Annotated in this window: 21 protein-coding genes; 14 read left to right on the plus strand and 7 right to left on the minus strand. The window is 68.8% G+C overall.

The genetic code is table 11. The features are described from left to right. The first annotated feature begins 575 nt into the window (after positions 1–575). Together D7X99_RS38235 and D7X99_RS38240 are read left to right on the plus strand one after the other, a co-directional pair. On the plus strand, positions 576–2,933 hold the full coding sequence (locus D7X99_RS38235; protein ID WP_199756419.1) for a ribonucleoside-diphosphate reductase subunit alpha: 2,358 nt from the start codon (positions 576–578) through the stop codon (positions 2,931–2,933). 61 nt (positions 2,934–2,994) lie between these two features. After that, positions 2,995–4,005: a ribonucleotide-diphosphate reductase subunit beta gene (locus D7X99_RS38240; protein WP_121782068.1), complete on the plus strand. Its 1,011-nt coding sequence runs from the start codon at positions 2,995–2,997 to the stop codon at positions 4,003–4,005. 82 nt (positions 4,006–4,087) lie between these two features. On the opposite strand, the gene aqpZ is transcribed toward D7X99_RS38240, so the two are convergent. The 4 genes from aqpZ to D7X99_RS38260 all read right to left on the minus strand — a co-directional run bounded on the left by aqpZ (position 4,088) and on the right by D7X99_RS38260 (position 7,079). Continuing rightward, the gene (aqpZ, locus tag D7X99_RS38245; RefSeq protein WP_121782069.1) at positions 4,088–4,912 is read right to left on the minus strand and encodes an aquaporin Z; all 825 of its coding nucleotides are present in this window, start codon (positions 4,910–4,912) and stop codon (positions 4,088–4,090) included. A 162-nt stretch (positions 4,913–5,074) separates the two neighbouring features. Further along, positions 5,075–5,611: a hypoxanthine phosphoribosyltransferase gene (hpt, locus tag D7X99_RS38250; protein ID WP_121782070.1), complete on the minus strand. Its 537-nt coding sequence runs from the start codon at positions 5,609–5,611 to the stop codon at positions 5,075–5,077. Positions 5,612–5,623: 12 nt separating this feature from the next. Continuing rightward, complete coding sequence (locus D7X99_RS38255) at positions 5,624–6,439, minus strand: uracil phosphoribosyltransferase (RefSeq protein WP_121782071.1); 816 nt, start codon at positions 6,437–6,439, stop codon at positions 5,624–5,626. Between the two features lie 40 nt (positions 6,440–6,479). Then, the gene (locus D7X99_RS38260; RefSeq protein WP_043321219.1) at positions 6,480–7,079 is read right to left on the minus strand and encodes a thymidine kinase; all 600 of its coding nucleotides are present in this window, start codon (positions 7,077–7,079) and stop codon (positions 6,480–6,482) included. A 195-nt stretch (positions 7,080–7,274) separates the two neighbouring features. Between D7X99_RS38260 and D7X99_RS38265 the strand changes: the two genes are divergently transcribed. The 12 genes from D7X99_RS38265 to dnaB all read left to right on the plus strand — a co-directional run bounded on the left by D7X99_RS38265 (position 7,275) and on the right by dnaB (position 17,145). Beyond that, positions 7,275–7,646: a DUF5658 family protein gene (locus tag D7X99_RS38265; RefSeq protein ID WP_121782072.1), complete on the plus strand. Its 372-nt coding sequence runs from the start codon at positions 7,275–7,277 to the stop codon at positions 7,644–7,646. Between the two features lie 116 nt (positions 7,647–7,762). Beyond that, complete coding sequence (gene spoVG / locus D7X99_RS38270) at positions 7,763–8,062, plus strand: septation regulator SpoVG (RefSeq protein ID WP_014395244.1); 300 nt, start codon at positions 7,763–7,765, stop codon at positions 8,060–8,062. Between the two features lie 42 nt (positions 8,063–8,104). Next, entirely contained in the window at positions 8,105–9,058 is a 954-nt protein-coding gene (locus D7X99_RS38275) for a ribose-phosphate pyrophosphokinase (RefSeq protein ID WP_121782073.1), read from the plus strand. A 224-nt stretch (positions 9,059–9,282) separates the two neighbouring features. After that, positions 9,283–9,984: a 50S ribosomal protein L25/general stress protein Ctc gene (locus D7X99_RS38280; protein ID WP_121782074.1), complete on the plus strand. Its 702-nt coding sequence runs from the start codon at positions 9,283–9,285 to the stop codon at positions 9,982–9,984. Between the two features lie 111 nt (positions 9,985–10,095). After that, positions 10,096–10,671 (plus strand): aminoacyl-tRNA hydrolase, encoded by a 576-nt coding sequence (pth, locus tag D7X99_RS38285; RefSeq protein WP_120579914.1) that lies wholly within the window; start codon positions 10,096–10,098, stop codon positions 10,669–10,671. A 275-nt stretch (positions 10,672–10,946) separates the two neighbouring features. Beyond that, a complete protein-coding gene (gene rpsF, locus D7X99_RS38290; protein WP_121782075.1) occupies positions 10,947–11,423 on the plus strand; it encodes a 30S ribosomal protein S6 in 477 nt (158 codons plus the stop codon). Between the two features lie 48 nt (positions 11,424–11,471). Then, positions 11,472–11,882 carry a 30S ribosomal protein S18 gene (rpsR, locus tag D7X99_RS38295; protein ID WP_120564015.1) on the plus strand — a complete coding sequence of 137 codons (411 nt, stop codon included), beginning with the start codon at positions 11,472–11,474 and terminating at the stop codon, positions 11,880–11,882. 30 nt (positions 11,883–11,912) lie between these two features. Next, entirely contained in the window at positions 11,913–12,356 is a 444-nt protein-coding gene (gene rplI / locus D7X99_RS38300; RefSeq protein ID WP_121782076.1) for a 50S ribosomal protein L9, read from the plus strand. 196 nt (positions 12,357–12,552) lie between these two features. Further along, positions 12,553–13,710, plus strand: coding sequence for an acyltransferase (locus tag D7X99_RS38305; RefSeq protein WP_121782077.1), 1,158 nt, complete (start codon positions 12,553–12,555; stop codon positions 13,708–13,710). Further along, positions 13,707–14,825 (plus strand): sensor histidine kinase, encoded by a 1,119-nt coding sequence (locus D7X99_RS38310; RefSeq protein ID WP_121782078.1) that lies wholly within the window; start codon positions 13,707–13,709, stop codon positions 14,823–14,825. Before D7X99_RS38305 ends, D7X99_RS38310 begins: the two co-directional genes overlap by 4 nt. Next, complete coding sequence (locus D7X99_RS38315) at positions 14,822–15,592, plus strand: LytTR family DNA-binding domain-containing protein (RefSeq protein ID WP_121782079.1); 771 nt, start codon at positions 14,822–14,824, stop codon at positions 15,590–15,592. The genes D7X99_RS38310 and D7X99_RS38315 overlap by 4 nt, the downstream gene beginning before the upstream one ends. A gap of 158 nt (positions 15,593–15,750) precedes the next feature. Next, positions 15,751–17,145, plus strand: a complete 1,395-nt coding sequence (dnaB, locus tag D7X99_RS38320) for a replicative DNA helicase (RefSeq protein ID WP_121782080.1) — start codon at positions 15,751–15,753, stop codon at positions 17,143–17,145. A gap of 9 nt (positions 17,146–17,154) precedes the next feature. Here dnaB and D7X99_RS38325 read toward each other — a convergent pair whose 3' ends face one another. The 3 genes from D7X99_RS38325 to D7X99_RS38335 form a co-directional block, all read right to left on the minus strand. Next, on the minus strand, positions 17,155–17,895 hold the full coding sequence (locus D7X99_RS38325; protein ID WP_121782081.1) for a bifunctional hydroxymethylpyrimidine kinase/phosphomethylpyrimidine kinase: 741 nt from the start codon (positions 17,893–17,895) through the stop codon (positions 17,155–17,157). Further along, entirely contained in the window at positions 17,892–18,659 is a 768-nt protein-coding gene (locus D7X99_RS38330; protein ID WP_121782082.1) for a gamma-glutamyl-gamma-aminobutyrate hydrolase family protein, read from the minus strand. Before D7X99_RS38330 ends, D7X99_RS38325 begins: the two co-directional genes overlap by 4 nt. 19 nt (positions 18,660–18,678) lie before the next feature. After that, positions 18,679–18,975 (minus strand): thiamine phosphate synthase (locus tag D7X99_RS38335; RefSeq protein ID WP_147476388.1); only part of this gene is annotated, 297 nt, incomplete at its 5' end.

Here is an 18,975-nt window from a genome sequence, read left to right on the forward strand (position 1 = left end):
CCCCAACCCCCGACGCGGGCCCCCAGCCCTGATCTCCAGGGGTTGGGTGACCCCATGAAAAAGACGGTCCCGGATGGGCTTTTCCGGCCCTGTAAATGTCGGCCGCTGGACGTCGCGAAACGGCGTCGCACGTGATCTTAGATTGCAATGATCGATCCGACCCCAGCGGCAGGTTTACACAGGATCTTGCGTTGACACACCCGGTGACCCCCCATAGCTTGGGTCTCCCTGTTGCTCGCCCGCCACCCAGGGGGCACGTTCCCGGAACCCGGACGCTGGTGAGGTTTCCTTGACCGACACACACATCTGCCCGACAATTCGCTACATGTCGGGCTGTTGTCGCCAAGCCTGCGGATTCTGATCGGAAAGTAGTCCCTCCCTGTCATCTCCGGAGTCATCACCCACGGGGTCCGCCCACCCCCGATGGCTCCGCTATTGCCTTGCCCGGAAGTGAGACGCCCGTGACCGTCCAGACGCCTTTCAAGCCGAACGCCGTCGCCTCGCCGCCCCCCGACTCCGCCGCCGTGGCGCCCGCCACGCAGGCCCCGTCGGCCACCGGCGACTTCACCACCACCATGCGGGTGAAGAAGCGCAACGGCACGGCGGAGCCGGTGGACCTCAACAAGATCGTCCGCGCGGTGGGCAAGTCGTGCGTGGGCCTGTCGCGCGTGGACGTGATGCGCGTGGCCACCAAGACCATCAGCGGCCTGTATGACGGCGCCACCACGCGGGAGCTGGACAGCCTGTCCATCCAGACCGCCGCGGCGCTCATCGTGGAGGAGCCCGAGTACGCGCGGCTCTCCGCGCGCCTGCTCTCCACCTTCATGCAGAAGGAGGTCAGCAACCAGGACATCCAGTCCTTCAGCCAGTCCGTCGCCGCCGGCCACAAGCACGGCCTCATCGCGGACCGCCTGCTCACCTTCGTCCAGGCCAACGCGCGCAAGCTCAACGCCGCCATCGACCCGGTCCGCAACGACCTGTTCGAGTACTTCGGCCTGCGCACCGTCTACGACCGCTACCTGCTCAAGAACCCGCAGACGCGCGAAGTGATTGAGACGCCGCAGGACTTCTTCCTGCGCGTGGCGTGCTCCCTGTCCGGCGACAACGCGCGCGAGGCCATCGAGCTCTACCGCCTGTTCAGCTCGCTGGAGTACCTGCCCAGCTCCCCCACCCTGTTCAACTCCGGCACGCGCCACGAGCAGCTCTCCAGCTGCTTCCTCCTGGACTCGCCGGCGGACGAGCTGGACGCCATCTACAAGAAGTATTCGGACATCGCGATGCTGTCGAAGTTCTCCGGCGGCATCGGCGTGGCCTACCACCGCGTGCGCGCGCGCGGCTCGCTGATCAAATCCACCAACGGCCACTCCAACGGCATCGTCCCGTGGCTCAAGACGCTGGACGCGTCCGTGGCGGCGGTGAACCAGGGCGGCAAGCGCAAGGGCGCGTGCTGCGTGTACCTGGAGACGTGGCACGCGGACATCGAGGACTTCCTCGAGCTGCGCGACAACACCGGTGACGAGGCCCGCCGCGCGCACAACCTGAACCTGGCCAACTGGGTGCCGGACCTCTTCATGCGCCGCGTGGAGGCCGACCAGGAGTGGAGCCTCTTCGACCCGAAGACGACGCCCCACCTCACCGACCTCTTCGGCGAGGCCTTCGAGAAGGCCTACGCGGAGGCCGAAGCGCAGGGCCACGCCGTGCGCAAGGTGAAGGCGCGCGACCTGTACGCCCGGATGATGAAGGTGCTGGCCCAGACGGGCAACGGCTGGATGACCTTCAAGGACATCTGCAACCGCAAGAGCAACCAGACGGGCCAGCCGGGCAACGTCATCCACCTGTCCAACCTGTGCACCGAAATCCTGGAGGTCACGAGCCAGGGTGAGACGGCGGTGTGCAACCTGGGCTCGCTCAACCTGAGCCGCATGGTGAAGGACGGGAAGTTCGACTTCGACCTGCTGCGCTCCAACGCGATGCTCGCGCTCAAGCAGTTGGACCGCGTCATCGACCTCAACTACTACCCCATCCCCACCGCCGCGGACTCCAACCGCCGCTGGCGCCCGGTGGGCCTGGGCCTGATGGGCCTCCAGGACGTCTTCTTCCAGCTGCGCCTGCCCTTCGACTCCGTGGAGGCGCGCAACCTGTCCAAGAAGATCTCGGAGGAGATCTACTACGCGGCGCTCGTGACCTCCTCCGACCTGGCGGAGCAGTTCGGCGCGCACCCCTCCTTCCCGGAGACGCGCGCGGCCAAGGGCGAGCTCCAGTTCGACAGCTGGGGCATCGTCCCGGAGGACACGCTGCGCTGGGACGCGCTGCGCTCGCGCATCATGAAGGTGGGCCTGCGCAACTCGCTGATGATCGCCATCGCGCCCACGGCCACCATCGCGTCCATCGCCGGCTGCTACGAGTGCATCGAGCCGCAGGTGTCCAACCTCTTCAAGCGCGAGACGCTGTCCGGTGACTTCCTCCAGGTGAACCGCTACCTGGTGCGCGACCTGCAGCAACTGGGCTTGTGGAACGAGAGCACCCGCAACCGCATCAAGCTGGCCGAAGGCAGCGTGCAGGACCTCACGGAGCTGCCGGAGGAGCTGCGCGCCATCTACCGCACCGCGTGGGAGCTCCCCATGCGCGCGCTGCTGGACATGGGCGCGGACCGCGGCGCCTTCATCGACCAGAGCCAGTCGCTCAACCTCTTCGTGGAGACGCCCAACATCGGGAAGCTGTCCTCGATGTACTTCTACGCGTGGCAGAAGGGGCTGAAGACGACCTATTACATGCGCTCGCGCCCGGCGACCCGCATCGCCAAGGCCACCGTGGGCCAGGGCGGCCCGACGATGACGGCCGCCCCCACGCCCGCGCCGCAGGTGGTGACGGCGGAGGCGGAAGCGGTGGCGTGCTCGCTGGAGAACCCCGAGGCGTGCGAGGCCTGCCAGTAGTCCCTGGCGGTCCCCACCCTGCTGTCCCCTGTCGTCGTGTGAGTAAGGGAGTACCGAAGCAATGCTGCTCGATCCGGGAATGAACCTGACGCTGCGCCCCATGGCGTATCCCGTCTTCTTCGAGATGTACCGCAACGCCATCAAGAACACCTGGACGGTGGAGGAGATCGACTTCTCCACGGACCTGGTGGACCTGCGCTCGAAGATGACGGACGCGGAGCGTCACCTCATCCACCGGCTGGTGGCCTTCTTCGCCACGGGCGACTCCATCGTCGGCAACAACCTGGTGCTCAACCTCTACAAGCACCTGAACGCGCCCGAAGCGCGCATGTACCTGTCGCGCCAGCTCTATGAAGAGGCCCTGCACGTCCAGTTCTACCTGACGCTGCTGGACAGCTACGTGCCGGACCCGGCGGAGCGCGCCAAGGCCTTCGCGGCGGTGGACAACATCCCGTCCATCCAGCGCAAGGCGCGCTTCTGCATGAAGTGGATGGACAGCATCCAGGCGCTGGATCAGGTCCGCTCCAAGTCGGACCGCCGCCAGTTCCTCTTGAACCTCATCTGCTTCGCGGGCTGCATTGAAGGACTCTTCTTCTTCGCGGCCTTCGCCTACGTGTACTTCCTGCGCAGCAAGGGCCTGCTGAACGGTCTGGCCGCGGGCACCAACTGGGTGTTCCGCGACGAGTCCGCCCACATGGCCTTCGCCTTCGAGGCCATCAAGACCGCGCGCAAGGAGGAGCCGGACCTCTTCGACGCGGGAATGGAGAAGGACGTCGTGCAGATGATGCGCGACGCGGTGGAGTGCGAGACGCAGTTCGCCCAGGACCTGCTGAGCGGCGGCGTGATGGGCCTGTCCGTGCAGGAGATGCGCGGCTACCTGGAGTACGTGGCCGACCAGCGCCTGCAGATGCTGGGCATCGCCCCCGTCTTCCACACCAAGAACCCGCTGCACTTCATGGACCTGCAGGACGTGCAGGAGCTCACCAACTTCTTCGAGCGCCGCGTGTCGTCCTACCAGGTCGCCGTGGGCGTGGGCGCCGCCAACGACGTCGTCTTCGACGCCGCCTTCTAGGCGCAGTCCCCTTCCCTGCTCCACACATCAAGGCCGTGCCCCGCGACGAAGCGAGGCACGGCCTTCGTGCTTCCAACCCTCTTTAGACGGGGCGCTCCACGTCGCGCGGGCCCGCCACACGCTCCCGGCGCTCCTCGTCCGTCGCCTGCTCCGCGCGCGCGGCCGTAATCTGCACCGCCGGGCGGTTCACCAGCCGGTACACCGCGGACGCGAAGGCAGCCCCCAACAGCGGCGCGATGATGAACATCCACAGCTGGCGCAGGGCATCGCCACCCGCGAACAGCGCCGGGCCCAGGCTGCGCGCCGGGTTCACCGACGTGTTGGTGATGGGGATGCCCACCAGATGGATGAGCGTCAGCACCAGGCCAATGGCCACGCCCGCGAAGCCCACCGGCGCCCGCGAGTCCGTGGCCCCCAGCACCGTCAGCACCAGCAGGAAGGTGAGCACCACCTCCGCGATGAAGGCCGCCCCGCCGCCGTAGCCCTCCGGCGACGCCACCCCGTAACCGTTGCTGCCCAGCCCCTCCGCGCCCGCGGAGTAGCCGCCCGGCGCGCCCTTCGCGATGAGCAGCACCACGCCCGCCGCGACGATGGCGCCCACGCACTGCGCGATGACGTAGCCAGCCACGTGGCGCTTGTCGAACTTGCCCGCCATCAGCAGGCCCGCCGTCACGGCCGGATTCACGTGGCAGCCAGAGATGGGGCCAATCGTGTAGACCATGGCCAGCAGCGACAGCCCGAAGGCGAAGGCCACGCCCAGGAAGCCGATGCGGTCGCCCGCCAGCACCGCCGCCCCGACGCCGCCGAGCACCAGCACGAAGGTGCCCACCGCTTCCGCCAGGTACTTCTGCATCGCGTCGCCATTTGCGGGGGCCGTCCGGGCGGCCCTCACGTTTCCGTCTCGCATGTTCAAGCCTCCTCAGGTGTCCAGAGGAGAGGCTGTGCATGCGTGCGCCCCGCAACGCGTGAGGGCCCTGCACACGGCCGCAGTGCGGCGCGTGAACGGGGCCCTCGCAGTCCCGAGGCCCCCACCCCGAAGGGAGGGGCACCCGAGCCCATCAGGCGTTTCTCAGACGTGCTTCCAGATGCCGATGAACGGCAGGTTCCGGTACTTCTCGCCGTAGTCCAGGCCGTACCCGACGACGAACTTGTCCTCGATGACGAAGCCCTTGTAGTCGATGTCCACCTTCGTCTTGGCCCGCGCGGGCTTCTCCAGCAGCGAGCAGATCTTCACCGACGCGGGGTGCCGCGCCCGGAGGTTCTCCAGGAGGAAGCTCATGGTGAGCCCCGTGTCGATGATGTCCTCGATGATGAGCAGGTGCTTGCCCGCCATCGGCTTGGACACGTCCGTGGTGATGCGCACCTCGCCCGTGGACTCCGTGCCGCCGTGGTAGCTGGACACGCCCAGGAACTCGAGCGTCAGCGGCAAATCAATGGCGCGCGCCAGGTCGATGGCGAAGAACGCGGAGCCCTTGAGCACGCAGACGAGCGTCAGCTCCTTGCCCTCGTAGTCGCGGGTAATCTGCGCGCCCAGCTCCTTCACGCGCGCCTGCACGGCCTCCTCGGAGATGAGGACGCCGACATCCTTCTCGTGGAACGTCGTCACCGGGTGCTCCCTCTACACGTAGGCGTTGTTCATGATCTCCCCGAAGCCGCCGCCGCCGGGGACGATGTACTGACGGTCATCCAGGCCCCGCTCCTTCTCCCAGAGCAGGCCCGGCGCGGTGCCGAACACCTCCGGCGGAGACAGGCCGCGGTCCAGACGGAGCGCGTAGATGATGACGTCCGGGTGCTCCGTCGTCATCCGGCGCAGGTACTCCGGCGTGACGATGAGGTTGAGCGTGATGATGCGCCGGGCCTTCCCCGGTACCTTCGTCTTGTACAGGTGGATGGCCGTGGACAGGCTGCCGCCCGTGGCCCCCATGGGGTCGGGGAACAGCACGAACGCGTCATCCACGTCCCCGCCAATCTTCGCGCCGCCAATCTCCGAACCCACCACCGCCTGGGCCGCGTCGATCATCCGGCTCATGATGATGTGGTCCTGGCGCACCAGGGACGGATCCACCGTGAAGTTGAGCAGGTCGTACGTCACCTGCGACGGCAGCGTGCCCGCCCGCGCGATGTTCACCGTCACCACGCGCAGCTGCGGGTCCACCACCTCGCCCTGGTAGATGCCCAGGGGCGTGGAGTCGATCATGCGGGTGGGGATGGTCACCATCTTGCGCGGGAACTCCGCGTTGATGACCGTCTTCACCAGGTCCGCGTAGAGCTGCTCCACCAGCCGGTTGATCTGCGGCTGCAGCGTGCCCTTGGCGCACAGCGTGGCCAGCTGGGAGAGGAGAAACGGATTGCCCACCAGGTGGACGTTGGCCCCATAGTGGTGGGCCATCTCGTTCAACTTGAACGGCACGTTCGCGTAGAGAGTGTCGCGCATCGGATGGGGCTCCCGCGCCGGTCGCGGCGGATTGAGGCTTTCAGTCGAACAGCTTCAGCGTCTGTGGAGGGCTCGCCTCCGCGGGTTCCGCCACGTGACACTTGCGGCAGCGCGGCTCGTAGGCTCCCGCCGCGCCCACCACCACCCGCTCCTCGCTGCCAATGATGCGCTGCGAACGGTTGGCCGGGTTCCCGCACACCGCGCAGATGGCCAGCTCCTTCGTCACGTACTCCGCCACCGCCATCAGCTGCGGCATCGGCTCGAAGGGGCGCCCCTGGTAGTCCTGGTCCAGGCCCGCGCAGATGACGCGCATGCCCCGTTGGGCGAGCGCCTCGCACACCTGCACCACTTCTCCGCCCAGGAACTGCACCTCGTCGATGCCCACCACCTGCGTGTCGGGGGACAGGTGCCGGAAAATTTCTTCAGCCCTTTCGATAGGCAGGGACGTCAATTTCAACTGGCTGTGGCTGACCACCTGCGTGTCGTCGTAGCGGGTGTCGATGCGCGGCTTGAACACGCGCACCTTCTGCCGGCCGTACAGCGCGCGCTTGACGCGACGGATCAATTCCTCCGTCTTGCCGGAGAACATCGATCCGCAGATGACCTCTATCCACCCGATATCTTTGGGGAATTGATGCAATGGGCGCTCGGTGGGGGGTGGCTGGCGGGGCGAATCTCCGCGACCCACCCCTTCCCGTCAATTTCGTTTCCAGCCCGGCAAGCCCCCCGCCTCCGCCGCCTGCCCGGCTGCTTCCCTTGAAGTCCCGGAAGCCCTGGCAAGGGATTTGAATAGCCCTGGCTCCAGGTACCAGGACGGGAACCTTGGGGGTGGGGCGTGGCGGCGACGGCGAATGAGGTGCAGGCGGGGAGTTGGGCGCAGCAGGCTTCTTTCTACATGTCACCGGCGTCGGTGGCGCTGCTCATGCTGAACCTGTTGGACGGGCTGTTCACCCTGCTCTTCCTGCAACTGGGAGTGGCGGAGGAACTCAACCCGGTGATGCGCGTGGCGTACGAGCAGTCACCGCTGCTCTTCATGTTCTCCAAGCTGCTCATCGTGAACGCGGGGCTGTGCCTGCTGTGCCTGCACCGCCGGCTCAAGGCCAGCCGCTTCGCCATCCGAGCGGGCGCCATCGTCTACGCCATCATCGTGGTCTACCACCTGGCCTTCCTCGCCCACCTGGTGAGTCATTGGCCCTTCGGGGCATGACGGCTGGAGGCCCAGTGAACGGTCCCCAGCGCGACAGGTAGGGGGTGCTTGCTTTTCACCTTCAGTCTGTCCCAGGCTTCCCCGTAGCTCCGGCCTTCCAGGTTCGGGGGGGGACCATGAACATCACCGACGTCCGGGTGTTTCCGGTCGAAGAGGACAAGCTCAAGGCGTACGTCACCATCACCCTGGATCACTGCTTCGTCGTGCGCGACCTGAAGGTGATCCACGGCTCCACCGGGCTCTTCATCGCGATGCCCGCGAAAAAACGGAAGGACGGGACCTACAAGGACATCGCCCATCCATTGAACGCGGACACGCGAAGCCAGATGGAGCGGGTCATCCTCATCGAGTACGAGAAACACCTTCACCAGGCGCAGAACGGGACGCTCGGTCCCGTGGCGGCTGAACTCGACTAACGAACTTCCATTCGGGGCGCGCACGGGTTAGTCAGCGCCCCCATGCAGCCGTCGCGTGACTTCAAGGTGTTCGCCGGGAACTCGAACCCGGCGTTGGCGCAGCGCATCTGCGAATACCTCCAGCGGCCCCTGGGCAACGCGGTGGTGGACACGTTCTCCGACGGGGAGATCCACGTCGAGATTGGCGAGAACGTGCGCGGGCAGGACGTGTTCATCGTCCAGTCCACCTGCCCGCCGACGAACCATCACCTGATGGAGCTGCTGATCATGTGCGACGCCCTCAAGCGGGCGAGCGCCGGCTCCATCACCGCCGTGATGCCGTACTACGGCTACGCGCGACAGGACCGGAAGGTGGCGGCCCGCACGCCCATCACCGCCAAGCTGGTGGCGGACATGCTGGAGGTCGCGGGAGTGAACCGGGTGGTGTCCATGGACATGCACGCCGGGCAGATCCAGGGCTTCTTCAACATGCCCTCGGATCATCTCTACGGCTCGCCGGTGTTCCTGGAGGACATCCGCAAGCGCTTCACGGAGTCGAGCGAGCTGGTCATCGTCAGCCCGGACGCCGGCGGCGTGGAGCGCGCGCGCGCCTACTCCAAGCGGCTGAACACGGGGCTGGCCATCATCGACAAGCGCCGCCCGCGCCCCAACGCCTCGGAGGTGATGAACCTCATTGGCGACGTGAACGGCAAGGACGCCATCCTGGTGGACGACATGGTGGACACCGCGGGCACGCTCGCCCAGGCGGCCCTCGCGCTGAAGGACAAGGGCGCGCGCCGGGTGCTCGCGTACGCGGTGCACCCCATCCTCTCCGGCCCCGCCATCCAGCGCATCACCGACTCCGTCCTGGAGGAGGTCGTCTTCACGGACACGGTGCCGCTCGCGGCCGACGCCAAGGCGTGCCCGAAGATCCGCGCCCTGCAGACGGACGCCCTCTTCGGGGAAGCCATCGCGCGCATCCACCGCGCGGACTCGCTGAGCTCGCTGTTCGTCTGACGTCGTCCGGGCCTGCCCGGACGCAGCCAGGCGAATCGCCGTCTGCAAGCAGGGCGGCTTGACGAAGGACCCCAGGGGCTGGCATGTCCGGCCCCCTCCACCGGTTCCATGGGCCCGTCACAACGGCCCGGGCGCCGTCTTCGGGGCCCACCATGGGGGTGGGATGCCGAGGGCGCCCAGACGCCGGTGAACACCGCGGTACCCACCGATAAAGAGAGATTTCCATGGCCACCGACAAGAGCACCCTCGAAGCGCAGGCCCGTGAAGGTTCCGGCAAGGGCATTGCCCGCCGCCTGCGTGCGTCCGGCCAGGTTCCCGCCGTCGTCTACGGCAAGCACCTGAAGGCGCCGCTGCACATCTCCGTGGACCCCAAGGCCATCCGCACGGCCATCAACACCCCGCACAAGCTGAACACGCTCATCCAGCTGAAGCTGGCCGGCAATGAGCAGCAGGTCCTGCTGAAGGACTACCAGATGGATCCGCTCACCCGCGACATCCTGCACGCGGACTTCATCGCCGTGAGCGAGAAGGAGCAGGTCAAGGTGAACCTCCCCGTCGTGCTCACCGGCAAGGCCCCGGGCGTGGCGGAGGGCGGTCTGCTCACGCAGATCCGCCGCAACCTGGAGGTCTGGGCGCTCCCCGGCGCCATCCCGCTCCAGATTGAAGTGGACGTCAACAATCTGCAGATCGCGGAAGCCATCCACGTGAACGACGTGAAGCTCCCCGAGGGCGTGTCCGTGAAGACGCACGTCAACTACACCATCGCGGTCCTCGCCGCGCCGGAAGCGGCGGAGGCGGCTCCGGCTGCGGCGGCTGCGGCGGCTGCCCCGGCGGCGGGCAAGGCGGCGGACGCGAAGGCGGGCGACGCGAAGGCCCCCGCGGCGGCCGCGGCCAAGGCCCCGGCCAAGGCCCCGGCGAAGAAGTAGTCCTCTTCCACCGTTCGGTATCTCCTCGCGGGGCGGGCCTCTTCCAGGGCCTGCCCCGCTGTCTTTCCGGCCGTGGCGCCCCAAGCCTCCGGCCCTCCTCTGGAGCCTTCCATGAAGCTCATCTGCGGGCTGGGCAACCCCGGGCGCGAGTACGAGCGCCACCGCCACAACGTCGGGTTCATGGTGGTGGACGCGCTCCTGTCGCGCGCCCGCGCGGAGCTCACCCAGGACAAGTTCCAGGCGCGGGTGGGCCAGGGAAGCCTGGGCGGCGAGCGCATCCTCTTCGTGGAGCCGCAGACGTACATGAACCTGTCCGGCCGCTCCGTGGCGGAGGCCGCGCGCTTCTACAAGGTCGAAGTGCAGGACGTGCTCGTGGTGCACGACGAGCTGGACCTGCCCTTCGGGCGGCTGCAGCTCAAGGCGGGCGGCGGCGCGGGCGGGCACAACGGGCTCAAGAGCATGGTGCAGTGCCTGGGCGAGGACGCCTTCATCCGCGTGCGGGTGGGCATTGGCAAGCCGGAGGGCCCCAACGCCAAGGAGCGCGTGGCGGGCTACGTCCTGTCCAACTTCGACGACGGCGAGCGCCGCCAGTTGGAGGAGCTCGTCGGGAAGGCGGCGGACATGGCGGAGAGCTGGGTTCGCGACGGGCTCTCCACGGCGATGAACCGCCACAACCGCAAGGCCTGAAGCGCGGGGCCGGCCGCCTGCCCGCCGGTTGCCCCTCTGGCTCCCCTTGACTTTCCAGGAGGGGTCCTCTTAGAAGCCCCTTCCCCCGGAGTGCGTCCCACGCTTTCCGGTGGATGTTCTTTCAAAGCTTCCCGTGTTCACGCACGGGCCAAGGCGCGATGGTGACGGGCGCGCGAGAGGATTTCCCGTCCCCGGTGGTGGCCTTCGAGGGCCTCCGGCCGTTTCCCCGCTCCCCGGATGGTCCGGGGGGCACTCGACCCCAAGGGGAGAGAAACATGGCAGAGACGCAGGCCGCCAAGCGGCTTCGTGAGTACGAGACCATCTTCCTGGTCAAGCCGGACGTGACCGACGACAACGTGGACAAGCTCAAGGAGCGCGTCCGCACCATCGTTGCGCGTGAGGGCGGCAAGGTCCTCCGCTTCACGGTGTGGGGGAAGAAGAAGACCCTGTTCCCCGTGGCCAAGCAGCCCCGCGCCATCTACGTCCACACGAGCTTCCTGGGTGACGGCAAGCTGGTGGCGGAGATCGAGCGCAACCTGCGCAACCTCGACGACGTCACGCGCTACATCTCCGTGAAGATCGCGGACGAGGTGGATCCCGAGTCCCGTCCGGTGCTCGAGGACCTCAAGCTGGCCGGCGACGTCGAGGAGGCCCGTCCGGGCGCTCCCGTCGAGCGCGAGGGTAGCTTCCGCAGCGAGACGCCTGAGTTCACGGGTGGCGATTCGGAAGAGGAGTCCACCGAGGAGGCTTGATGCCTCTGACGGGACCTTCACCCAACCTTCCAGGAAACGAGAACGTTCATGAGCAACGGCATGGATAGCAAGCAGGGCGCGGGCGCTTCCCGCGGCCCCGGTGGCGGCGGCGGCGGCGGCTACGGCGGCGGTTCGCGCGGTGGCGACCGTGGTGGCGATCGCGGCGGTGACCGCGACCGTGGTGGTGATCGCGGCGACCGCGGCGGCATGGGCGGCGACGACGACAAGCGCGGTGGTCGCGGCTTCGGCCGCAAGAAGGTCTGCCGGTTCTGCGCGGAGAAGAACGCGTCGGTGGACTTCAAGGACCAGGCGACGCTGAAGTACTTCGTCACCGAGCGCGGCAAGATCATCCCCCGCCGCATCTCCGGCAACTGCGCGAAGCACCAGCGTGAGGTGGCGGTGGCCATCAAGCGCGCCCGCGGCATCGCGCTCCTCCCCTACAACGCGGTGGTCGGCTAGTCGCCGGTCCGCAACACAGGAGACAGGAACATGAAGGTCATTCTGCGTGAGGACATCGACAACCTCGGCAAGTCCGGCGAGCTCGTCACGGTGAAGGACGGCTTCGGCCGCAATTTCCTTCTGCCGCGCAAGAAGGCGGTCCTGGCCAGCGCACAGAACATGCGCCAGCTGGAGCACGAGAAGTCCGTGCAGACCGCGCGCAGCGCCAAGCTGAAGGGCGCCGCCGACGAGCAGGCCAAGAAGCTGGGCAACGTCAAGGTCACCATCAAGCGCAAGGTGGGCGAGCAGGACAAGCTGTTCGGCTCCGTCACGGTGCTGGACATCGCCGAGGCGCTCGCGGCCCAGAGCCAGCCGGTGGATCGCCGCCAGCTGCACCTGGCCGAGCCCATCAAGTCGCTGGGCAGCTACGAAGTGGAGCTCCGCCTGCACCGCGAGGTGACGGCGAAGATCAAGGTCGACGTGGTGGCCGAGTAGTCCACCGCTTCACCTGAAGCGCTCCATCGCTTCAAAGGGAAGGGCCGTCCGGGCAACCGGGCGGCCCTTTTCGCGTCTCCGGGGCGAAGGCCGTCCGGCTCGCGCCCCGGGCGGTCCGTTTCACGGCATCCGCGTGGGGCCAGGAGCGCGGGCGTGGGTATTTCAGCGGCGGACACCGCCTGGAGGTCCCCGCCGCATGAGCGCCCCACTCCGCCCCGCCGCCGCGCACCACCCCGACCTGGACTGGCTCCGGGTGCTGGCCATCGTGGTGCTGCACCTGTTCCACACCGGGATGATGTTCAACACCTGGGAGTGGCACATCAAGAGCCCCCAGGCGCTGCCGGTGCTGGAGCCTGTGATGTCCGTGCTGCACCTGGTGCGCATGCCGCTCCTGATGGTCATCTCCGGCGCGGGCACGGCGTTCGCCCTCCGCCGGCGCTCCTTGAGGGCGTTCACGAAGGACCGGACGAAGCGGCTGTTGTTGCCGCTGGTGTTCGGCATGTTCGTGGTGGTGCCGCCGCAGATCTACGTGGAGCGGCTGTTCCAGGGCCGCGTCCAGGGGAGCTACGCCGCGTTCTACCCGACGGTGTTCGACTTCGTGCCCTACCCCGCGGGCAGCTTCAGCTGGCACCATCTGTGGTTCGTGGCCTACCTGTTCGTCTACTGCCTCCTGGCCCTGCCCCTCTTCGCGGCGCTGCGCACGCAAGCCGGGGGGCGGTTCCTCGCGTGGGCGGACGCGTGGCTGTCGCGAGGGGTGAACGTGCTGTTGCTCGTGGTGCCGCTGGCGCTCAACCGGGTGCTGCTGCGCGACTTCCCGGAGACGCACGCGCTGCTGGATGATCCGCGCACGCTCATTCACTACGGCCTGCTGTTCCTCTATGGCCACCTGCTGGGCCGCTGCCCGGGCGTGTGGGGCCGGCTGGTGGCGCTGCGCCACGTGCTGCTGGCCGTGGCTTTGGCGGCGCTCGTGGTGGAGCTGGTGTGGCCGTGGCCGGTGATGCCGGTGGTGCCCGCCATCGTGGGGGGCACGGTGCTCATCTGGAGCGGGCTGCTGACGGCGATGGCCTGGGCGCGGCACCACGTGCGCACGGCCCCCGCGTGGCTTTCGCACGCGCAGGCGCTGTCGTATCCGTTCTACATCTTCCACCAGACGGTCATCATCTGCGTGGGCTACCTGTGCCTGCGCCTGCCGGTGGGTCCCTGGGCCATGCTCCTCGCGGTGCTCACGCTGTCTTTCGGCATCACGCTGGCGTTGTGTGAAGGCGTGTCCCGCGTGTCGTGGCTCCGGCCGCTCTTCGGCATGAAGCCCCGGGCCGCGCGTCCGGCCGTCCTCACCCCGGAGGCCGTGGGGTGAGGGCCTGGGAGGACGTTCCATCCACGCGGTGGCGCTGGCCCCGGCTGCGCTTGCGCCCGGCGCTGAAGGTCCTGGCGTTCGGGCTGGCCCTGGGTTTGTGGCAGGGCAGCGCGGTGCGGCTGATGCAGCTGATGCGGCCGCATCCGGGCCATTGGGCGCCGGCGTTCATCTGGGAGATGACCAGCGCGCTCGCCGTCACGCTGCTGCTCCCCGTCCTGATGACGGCGGTGCTCAACGCGCCGGCCCCCCGCGTGGGCTGGACGCGCTTCCTGGGCATCCACGCGGCGGCGTTCAGCCTCTTCACGTCGCTGCACATCGCGCTGATGGCGGGGCTGCGGCATGGCATCTACGCGCTGCTGGAGCTGGGGGACTACGACCTGGGGCCTCCCCTGTACGCGCTCCCCATGGAGGCGCAGAAGGACCTGATCACCTACGGCCTGGGCTGCGCGGTCATCTCGCTCCTGTACGAGTGGCGGGAGCGGCAGGCCCGCGCGCTGCGCTCGGCGGAGCTGGAGGGCGAGCTGCGGGCCGCGCAGCTCCAGTCGCTCACGGGCCAGTTGCACCCGCACTTCCTCTTCAACGCGCTGCACACCATCGGGTCGGTGATGTACGAGGACCTGCCGCGCACGGACCGGCTCCTGAGCGACCTGGGCCAGCTTTTGCGCGCGAGCCTGGAGCGCACCGAGCCCACCTGGACGCTGACCGAGGAGCGCGGGCACACCGAGCGCTTCGTCGCATTGCTCGCGGCGCGCTTCGGCGACCGGTTGGAGGTGCGTTGGGACGTGGCGCCGGGCCTGGAGTCCAAGCGCGTGCCCTGCTTCGCGCTGCAGACGCTGGTGGAGAACGCGGTGAAGCACAACCAGGACCTGCGCGGCGCGCTGGAGGTGCGCATCCGCGCGCGTGCTGAGACGGACCGCTGGGCGCTGGAGGTGGAGGACACCGGGCGCGGCTTCGGGGCGCCCTCCCCTGCCTCCGGGCCCGGCGTGGGACTGACGCAGTTGGAGCGAGTGCTCACGCTGCTTCATGAAGGCCGGGCCCGGCTGGAGCGCGGCGCGGGACCTGAGGGTGGCGCGCGCGTGACGGTGTGGCTGCCCCGGATGGGGGCTTCGTCATGACGGTGTTCCGCGTGCTGGTGGTGGACGACGAGGCGCCCGCGCGCGCGAAGGTGAAGCGCCTGCTGGCGGACGACGCGCGCTTCACCAGCGTGGGCGAGGCCTCGGACGGGACGGAGGCGCTCGCGCGCATCGAGTCGCTGCGGCCGGACCTGGTGGTTCTGGACGTGCAGATGCCCGGCCTCACCGGCTTCGAGGTCCTGGAGGCGCTCGGGCCGGACGCCTGCCCCGCGGTCATCTTCTCCACCGCCTACGAGCGCTTCGCGCTCCAGGCCTTCGAGGCCCACGCGGCGGACTACCTCCTCAAGCCCTATGACGCGGGCCGCTTCACCCGGGCGCTCGACAAGGCCCATGCGCTGCTGAGCGCGGGCACGCACGGCTCCGGCGCGTTGGACGCCCTGCTCGCCACGGTGGCGAAGGCCCGCCCGGAACGCCCCCTGGAGCGGCTGGTGGTGAAGGTGGGCGAGGGCTGGGTGCCCCTGCGCCTGGACACCGTGTGGCGCCTGTCGTCGGAGGACAAGTACGTGCGGCTCTTCACCGCCCAGGGCGAACACCTGGTGCGCCAGACGCTGCGGGCCCTGGAGGAGCGCCTGGACCCCACCCGCTTCGTGCGCGTGCACCGCGGCGACCTGGTGAACCTGGAGGCCGTGGCCCGGCTGGAGCCGTGGACGCATGGGGACGGCATCCTGGTGCTCAAGGACGGCTCCACGGTGATCCTCAGTCGCACCTACCGGGAGGCCTTCCTCCAGCAGTGGGGCGCCGCCGATTAAGCCCGACGCGCGGGGTCGCTTCACCTGGAGGCCGGGCGGAGGTGTCACGGCGGGTCGCGGCAGCCCTCCCGAACCTACCGGCTGCTACAGGACTGTTGCAGGAAACTGGACGTCCGCTGGACCGTGTCAGACGCTGCCTGTAGAGGTTCCAAGCAGCCATGCAGAACGTCCTGGACGGTAGGGAAGGTCGGCGGGTCCACGAGGATCTCGCCGCGGAGCGTGCGGTGCTGGGCGCCGTGCTGGCGGACAACGGGCTCATCACGCCCGTGGCGGAGGTCGTCCACGCGGACGACTTCGCCAGCCCTTCGCACGCGCAGATCTTCTCCGCGATGATGCGGTTGGATCAGCAGAGCAAGCAGGTGGACCACCTGACGCTCGCGGAGGAGCTCAAGGTCCTGGGCCAGCTCGTCTCGGTGGGCGGTCCCGCGTACCTGATGGGCCTGGACCAGGTCGTCCCGCTGGCGGCCAACGCCGTCCAGTACGCCCACATCGTCAAGGACCAGGCGCTGCGCCGGCGCCTGGCCAACGTGGGCCGGGAGATCCAGGAGCTCGCCAGCCAGGAGACGGGCGAGCTGGACGTCCTGCTCGACGAGGCCGAGCGCAAGGTCTTCCTCCTCGCGGAGAAGAAGCGCGAAGGCGACCTGCGTCCGGTCAGCGAGCTGATGGAGCAGACGCTCGACCTGCTGGACAAGATGAAGACCGCGAACACCGGCGTGACCGGTCTGTCCACGGGCTACATCGACCTGGACAATCAGCTGACCGGCCTGCACGCCGGTGAGCTCATCATCCTCGCGGCGCGTCCCGGCGTGGGCAAGACGTCCTTCGCCATGAACATCGCGGTGCACGCGGCGCTGAAGGAGAACAAGGCCGTCGGCATCTTCAGCCTGGAAATGCCCGCGGATCAGCTGCTCATGCGTCTGCTCGCGTCCACCGCGCGCGTGGACATGAAGAAGCTGCGCGGCGGCCGGCTGTCCCCGCACGACGAGGAGAAGTTCCAGGAGATGGCGGGCGCGCTCTACAACGCGCCCATCTACATCGACGACTCCGGCGGCCTGTCCCCGTTCGACCTGCGCGCGAAGGCGCGGCGCGTGAAGCAGAAGGACCCGCGCCTGTCGCTGCTCGTCATCGACTACCTCCAGCTGATGCACCAGAAGGGCAAGGTGGAGAGCCGCCAGTTGGAAGTCGCGGAAATCTCCCGCGCGCTCAAGCAGCTGGCCAAGGAGCTGGAGGTGCCCATCATCGCGCTCAGCCAGCTCAGCCGTAAGGTGGAGGAGCGCAAGGGAGGCAAGCCCATGCTCTCCGACCTGCGTGAGTCCGGCTCCATCGAGCAGGACGCCGACGTGGTGATGTTCATCCACCGCGAGACGGAAGAAGATGGCGGCGAGGGTGGAGGAGGCGGTGGTGGTGGCGGTGGCGGCGGTGGGGGCCAGAGCAACACCGTCATCCCCGTGGAGCTCATCGTCGCCAAGCAGCGCAACGGCCCCATTGGTTCCGTGGAGCTGGTGTTCCTCGCGGAGTACACGCGCTTCGAAAGCCGCGCCCGGAGCGAGTAGCCGCCCGAGTCAGTCCCGGCCGGTGCGCAGGTAGCCCGTGACGTGCTCACGGGCCGCCCGCACCGCGGCCTCCGGCCCCGTGCCCCGGCCCAGCTCCGCCGCCAGCGCGGACGCCAGCCGGCAGCCCGTGCCCCGGCGCTCCGGCGGCCGCTTCAACCGACGCCCTCGCATCACCACCGTGCGCCCGGCGAATGCCAGCACGTCCGCCAGCCCCTGCCCTTCCGGCAGGTGCCCGCCCTTCACCAGCACCGCGCCGAAGCCGCGCTGACACAGCGCCTCCGCTGCTTCCTGCGCGTCCTCCACCGTGCCCAGCGCGGGCCGGCCCAGGAGCCACGCGGCCTCCTCCAGGTTCGGCGTCACCAGCACGCGCGGGCCCGCGAGCGCCAGGTAGTTCCGGGGCGTCAGGCGCGACAGCACCTGCCCGCGGGAGGAGCGCACCACCGGGTCCACCACCCACCACGCGTCCGCGTCCTTGAGCGCCGCCCTCGCCGTGGCCAGCTGCGACGGACCGGGCACCACGCCCCACTTCACCGCGTGCAGGGGGCCCCACTCGCGCGCGGCCGTCACCTGCGCGGCCAGCATGCGCGGGGACGCCGGCACCACCGCGAAGGTGTGCGAGCCCTGCGCCGTCTGCGCCGTAGGCACAGCCACCGCGTCGCCGCCCCGCGCCCGCACCGCGGCCACGTCCGCCAGGAGCCCGGCCCTGCCCGTGGGCTCCAGTCCCGCCAGGAGCAGGACGCGCGGCCTCACCGTCGGTGCTCTCGCGCCTTCTGCACCAGCGCCTTGTAGACGCCCAGGTGCACCGGGATGGTCCCCAGCATCAGCTCCGGGTGCCACTGCACGCCCAGCGCGAACGTGTGCGCGGTGGATTCAATCGCCTCCACCACTCCGTCCGGCGACACCGCGCTCACCGTCACGTCGGTGCCCGGCTTGTTCACCGCCTGGTGGTGCGTGGAGTTCACCATCAGCTGCCCGTGCCCCACGGCCTCCGCCAGCTGCGTGCCGTTCTTCACCTCCACCGGGTGCTGCGGCTGGGTGCGGTCGTGCTTCTGCTCGTGGTCGCGCGCGCCCGGAATCTCTTTCAGGATGTCCTGGAACAGCGTGCCGCCCAGCACCACGGCCAACAGCTGCATGCCGCCGCACACGCCCAGCACCGGCAGGTTGCGCTTGAGCGCGCCGCGGATGAGCTGCGCCTCGAAGGCCGTGCGGCCCTCCTTCAGCGGCCCCATGCCTTCGCGGGCCTCCTCGCCGTACGCGGCCGGAGGGATGTCGAACGCGCCGCCCGTCACCACCAGCCCGGACACCCGCTCCAGGTAGGCGTCAACGCAGGACGGGTCGTCGGTGTACGGCAGCACGAAGGGCAGGCCCCCCGCGCGCAGCACCGCCTCCGCGTAGGGCACCTTCAATTCGTAGCGAGGGAAGGCGGAGTCGGCCGGCTGGGCCCAGTCCGGGCTGAGGCCGATGTTGGGACGGCGCGGAGTCGTCCCGTGATGACGCGGAGGCAGATGGTTCATGGTGGGGTACGTCCTCTGGTTAGAGGCCAGTCCCCCGCGCGCTGTCAAACGCCGCCGCCAGCTGCCGCACGCGCTCGGCGATGTCCTGGGCAAGCAGGGCGTCGGACACCACCGCCGCGCCGTGCGCCCCCGTCGCCGCCACGCTCGCGATGTTCGCCAGGCCCACCCCTCCAATGCCCACCACCGGCAGCGGGCTCTGGGCCACCACCCGCCGGAAGGCCTCCAGCCCCAGCACCGGCGCCTGCACCACCTTCGTGGTCGTGCCGAACAGGGGCCCCACGCCCACGTAGTCCGCCCCCGCCGCCCGGGCCGCCTT

Source organism: Corallococcus sp. AB032C (genome assembly GCF_003668935.1).
GTDB classification, from domain to species: Bacteria; Myxococcota; Myxococcia; order Myxococcales; family Myxococcaceae; genus Corallococcus; species Corallococcus exiguus.